The following is a 5,150-nucleotide window of genomic DNA, read 5'->3' on the forward strand; positions in this document are numbered from 1 at the left end:
CATGCACCGATCCGCCGCCACCCGCACCACCGCCGTCCAAGAACAACGCGACTCCATCGAAGCCGCCAAACAGCAATACACCGGCAACATCGGCAAACCCACCTAAACACCCCCACAACACCGCACCAAATAAAGGATCTAACGGACGAAAAGTGAAGGACTACGGCGAGGTCCTTCGAGCGCACCGCTGACCTGGAAACCGTTGTCGTTCAATGTGGTCGCCTCTCTCGGGCACCGGCAGCAGCGCTCAGGACCTGTCCGCCGTCTGCGACGAGGACTTGTCCGGTGATCCAGCGCGCTGAATCCGAAACCAGAAAGGCCACCACCTGACTGATGTCGTCGGGCTCAGCCAACCGTCCCGCGAGGGTAATCTCGGCGATCCGGTCCTCAGCGCTTTTCCAAAGCGCCTCAGCAAGTTTCGTTCGGACCACTCCTGGAGCTACCGCATTGACGCGTACGCCCGGAGCCAATTCGACAGCTAGTTGTCGGGTCAATTGCATCAAAGCGGCTTTCGTTGCGTTGTACACGCCGATATCGTCGCTGGCCAGAATGCCTCCGACGGAAGCGACATTGACTACGGCACCGCCATGCTCGGCCATCCACGCACGCCAGACCAGCCCAGTCCATAGGATGGGAGCCCACAGGTTGACATCGACCGTCTTGCTGAATCGACTGTGATCTTGGGCTATCACCGGGCCGTATGCCGGATTGGTCCCCGCGTTATTCACAAGAATGTCCACGCTGCCGAACCGCTCCACTGTCCACTGGACGCACGCCGCGGCGGCGGCCTCGTCGGTGGCATGCGCCTGGATTCCGACCACTCGGTCTCCCAAATCCGCGGCGGCCTCCTCTGCGGCTTCCTGATGACGCGACGTGATCACCACGTTAACGCCGGCCCGGGCCAGTTCGGATGCAATCGCACGCCCTATTCCACGGGAAGCACCGGTAACTATCGCGGAACGTCCGTCTAGATCCCAGCTGGTCATCTCAGAACACCGTGGCGATCCGCCACGGGTGATGAATTCTCATTGGCGGGCGGGTACTTGGCGAACTCCACGCGAGCTATCGTCCGCTTGTGGACCTCGTCCGGGCCGTCAGCCAACCTGAGCGCGCGGAGGTGGGCAAACATCGTCGCCAAAGGTAGATCGTTGGTGACACCGGCAGCCCCGTACACCTGGATGGCGCGGTCGAGGACGTCTAGCGCCACCCTCGGTGCGGCGACCTTGATGGCCGCAATCTCGACTCGAGCGCGCTTGTTGCCGACGGTGTCCATCATCCAGGCGGCCTTGAGTGTGAGCAGCCGCGCCATCTCGATGTCGGTGCGCGCCTCCGCGACCCAGTCTTGGATGTTCGCCCGATCGGACAGCAGCACACCGAACGTGGTCCTGGACGCCGCCCGTCGGCACAGCAGCTCAAGTGCACGCTCAGCGGCCCCGATTGCGCGCATACAGTGGTGGATTCGACCCGGGCCCAGCCGGGCCTGTCCGATCGCAAACCCCTCTCCCTCGCCCAGCAGGATATCCGTGGCGGGGACGCGCACGTCTTGGAATGCGATCTCAGCGTGTCCTTCAACATCGTGATAGCCGAAAACCGGAAGGTTGCGCACGACGGTGACACCGGGTGAGTCAATTGGCAACACTGCCATCGAGTGACAGCGATGACGCGAGGCAGTGGTACTTGATCTGCCCATGACGATCAATACCTTGCAGTGGGGGTGCAAACCGTTGGTGGCAAACCATTTACGACCGTTAAGGATGTACTCATCTCCAACTCGCTGCATCGTCAGCGCGATGTTGGTGGGGTCCGAACTCGCGACATCCGGTTCGGTCATCGCGAAGGCCGACCGAATTGTCCCGTCCAACAACGGTTTCAGGTACTTCTGTTTGTGCTCCTCTGAGCCGAAGGTGCTCAGCACTTCCATATTGCCGGTGTCAGGAGCCGAGCAGTTGCACGCCTCGGCACCGAGGCGGCTACGACCCTGGAGCTCCGCGAGAGGTGCGTACTCGACATTGGATAGAGCCGGGCCATATGCAGGATTAGGGTGAAAGAGGTTCCATAGACCCAGCTTTCGCGCCTTCCGCTTAAGTTCCTCCATGACTGACGGCTGAATATGCGGATGACCTGCCGCCGCGATTTGGTTGTGGTATGTGGACTCTGCAGGGTAGACGTGATCTTCCATGAACGCCTGCAACAGCTCTTGGTATTCGATGCTGCGAGCGGAGTTATGAAATTCCATAGGGTTCCTTAGGATTCCTTCTCTAGGCATTACGACGAACTCAGCCTGGCCCGCCGTTTCGTCTCATATGAATTGGTAATTCGGGCGCTTGGGTGATCACGAGGCGCCTCACTCGATTAGGTGACCGGCCGTGATGTACCGACCTGAGAGCGTTGTGGACATGGAACTACCTGCGGGTCGTGCGCATCTCGACTTAGGCACCACCGCCGCTACTGCCCGATCCCGAAATCACCCGGCTGCCTCTTCAACTCGGCATCGAAGACGAGTGGAGCACGGGCGCTAACCGCAGCTCGAAGCTCGGTCTTGAGCACCTTGCCGCTGGGATTTCGCGGCAATGCGTCGACGATCCACACCTGCCGTGGGCACTTATACCCCGCCAGATGCTCACGCGCGCAGTTCAAAAGCTCGTCAGCGGTTGGCGGGTCCGCGGGGTCGGCGGGCACGATGACAGCGAGCGGGGCTTCCCCCCACTTGGCGTGGGGGACTCCGATCAACGCGACTTCCGACACTTTCGGATAGGCGGCCAGGACGTCCTCGACCTCCGCGCAATAGATGTTTTCACCGCCGGAGATGATCATGTCCTTCTTTCGATCGACCACGTAGATGTAGCCCTCGTTGTCGCGCCGCACCAGATCACCGGAATGGAACCAGCCGCCGGCGAACGCCGTAGCGGTCTCGTCGGGCCGGTTCCAGTACTCCTTCATGACGGTCGGACCGCGGTAGACAATTTCACCTATTTCGCCGACGCCGACGTCGTTCATGTCGTCGTCGACGATTCGGACCTCGACGTTGAGAATGGGTTTGCCGACAGAACCAATTTTGCGGGCGGCCTCGTCGCCCCGCAGGTAACACGTCACCGGACTGCATTCGGTCTGGCCAAATGCGGCGACCACCTGGGCATCCGGAAACGCCTCATTCAGTTTGGAGAGCAAGCTCGTCGTCGCCGGTGCGGCACCCCACTTGATGCGCCGCAGCGCGGACAGATCGCGCTTAGGCAGGTCCGCAACGTCGCAAATCTCCTGCCACTGGGACGGCACGAAAAAACAACTGGTGACCCGGTGATGCTCCAGTGCGTCCAGGCTCTTGGCGGGATCGAATCCCCCAGACGGCGCAATCACATAGTTCCCGCCGACCAGCAAACAGATTAGGTAACCCGATACACCTGAGATGTGAAACAGCGGTACGCCTGAGAAGGTGACCGCGTCGTCGTGGGGGGTGCCCAAATGCAGGGAGACACTGAAGGCATGCACAAGCAAGTTGCGGTGCGTTAGCACGGCACCTTTAGGCCGGCCGGTGGTCCCAGACGTGTACATGATGAAAGCGGGTGCATTCTCGTCGACCGGAACGGTGCTGAAAAGCGGGCTGGCCATGGCTATTGCCGTTTGATAGCAAGGCAATTCGCCCGGCTCGTCGGCGATGACCAGCCGGAGCGGGCGACGCATCAAACTAGCCAGGGCTACGTCGAGGACGCTGCTCAGGGCAGCGTCCACGACCACCGCGCTGGCGTCACTGTCAGTCAAGATGTAGGCGATCTCTCCAGAAGCCAGGCGAAAATTGATCGGGACACATATTGCACCCAGCCGTACCGCCGCCAGGTATGTTTCGAGCACCTCTCGCCGATTGAAGCTCAGTACCGCGATCCGATCACCTAGCGTCACCCCCCTGGCCTGCAAGGCGTTAGCCAACCGCGACACGCGCTCGTCAAGCTCGCCGTAGGTGTGCGCGGCCACACCCAGCGAGATTGCATTGTGGTCCGGAATCTTGCGCGCATGCCGCGCCAGCTGATCGCTGGCGGTCATGCCGACGGCGTCGGTAAGTGCGGCAGCGGGCAAGGCGGCGTTCACCCATCCCCTCGTACTGAGCCGGATGGACCGACCAGATCATCAGCGATGGCTGGCAGCACTTCTTTCTCGAAGAGGTGCAGCGAACGCCACGAGAGTTTCGGATCCAATCCACCAACGAGCGGCCTCAAGCACATCCAGTCCTGGGGTCCGAGCGTCGAAGCCAGCTTGATGCACTCATCGGGTGTCAAGATCTGGTGGTGGCCGCTGGCGCGAAGGGCCGCTATGTCGTCGGAAAGCCAATAGGGCGACGACGGCGGCATTTGCACGCCGATGGCAGCGTAGAAGCGGTCGTAGCTGACCAGATCGGCGATCAGCGCCGGACCGAGCTCATGCCATGACCGGTCGGGGTCATCACTGACGAAAACCTGATGGGGCGCCGACACCGGAAAAGGACCGGGATCCGGATTGCCCAGCGAGATGGTCTCGTCTCGAAAGAACTCCCACGTCTCGGGACCGGTGGGCAAGTACCCGTCGGCGATGCGGGCGGCCCGCCGGGCCGCCTTTTCCGAACTGCCCGCTAGCAATAACAGCGGTCCGGGCTCTCGATAGGGCCGTGGCGTGACCTGCACTACCCGGCCGTCGAATTCGAACGGTTGGCCGGTCCAGGCCTGCTTCAGCACCTTGACTGCTCGCACGACTTTGCGGACCCGGCTGGACTCCGCAACGTCGAACATCTCGCACTCGCTCGGGACATAGCCGGCGCCGAGGGTAACGATTAGCCGCCCGGCGCTCAGGCAATCGAGTACCGCAAGGTCCTCGGCGAGCCGCAGCGGGTCATGTAACGGCGCGATGACCGCAGCCAGTTGGATGAGTATGCGGTCCGTCCGGGTGGCCATTCCTGCGGCCATAACGATCGGCGCGGGGAGATAGCCGTCAGGCGTGCCGTGGTGTTCGTGCAGCATCACGGTGTGGAATCCGACCCTGTCCGCCCAGGCCGCCTGGTCGATGGCGGCCTCGTACAAAGCAGCACGGTACTTGGGATCGTCTGTGGGACATAACAAGTCGTACTGCAGCCGCAAACGAGGCATTACGCTATTTCACTTCTGTCGCAGTGATTTATGATCGACTTC

4 protein-coding genes are annotated in these 5,150 nt (G+C 61.5%); all 4 read right to left on the reverse strand.

The genetic code is table 11. From position 1 onward, the window contains the following. Window positions 1–209: 209 nt before the first annotated feature. Window positions 210–986: an SDR family oxidoreductase gene (locus tag ACLP9N_RS16745; RefSeq protein WP_442408474.1), complete on the reverse strand. Its 777-nt coding sequence runs from the start codon at window positions 984–986 to the stop codon at window positions 210–212. Then, on the reverse strand, window positions 983–2,236 hold the full coding sequence (locus ACLP9N_RS16750; RefSeq protein ID WP_442408475.1) for an acyl-CoA dehydrogenase family protein: 1,254 nt from the start codon (window positions 2,234–2,236) through the stop codon (window positions 983–985). Before ACLP9N_RS16750 ends, ACLP9N_RS16745 begins: the two co-directional genes overlap by 4 nt. Window positions 2,237–2,445: 209 nt before the next feature. Then, a complete protein-coding gene (locus ACLP9N_RS16755; protein WP_442408476.1) occupies window positions 2,446–4,080 on the reverse strand; it encodes a long-chain-fatty-acid--CoA ligase in 1,635 nt (544 codons plus the stop codon). Further along, window positions 4,077–5,108, reverse strand: a complete 1,032-nt coding sequence (locus tag ACLP9N_RS16760) for an LLM class flavin-dependent oxidoreductase (RefSeq protein WP_442408477.1) — start codon at window positions 5,106–5,108, stop codon at window positions 4,077–4,079. Before ACLP9N_RS16760 ends, ACLP9N_RS16755 begins: the two co-directional genes overlap by 4 nt. Between the last annotated feature and the right edge of the window lie 42 nt (window positions 5,109–5,150).

The sequence above is a fragment of the Mycobacterium sp. genome, assembly GCF_052144515.1.
GTDB lineage: Bacteria > Actinomycetota > Actinomycetes > Mycobacteriales > Mycobacteriaceae > Mycobacterium.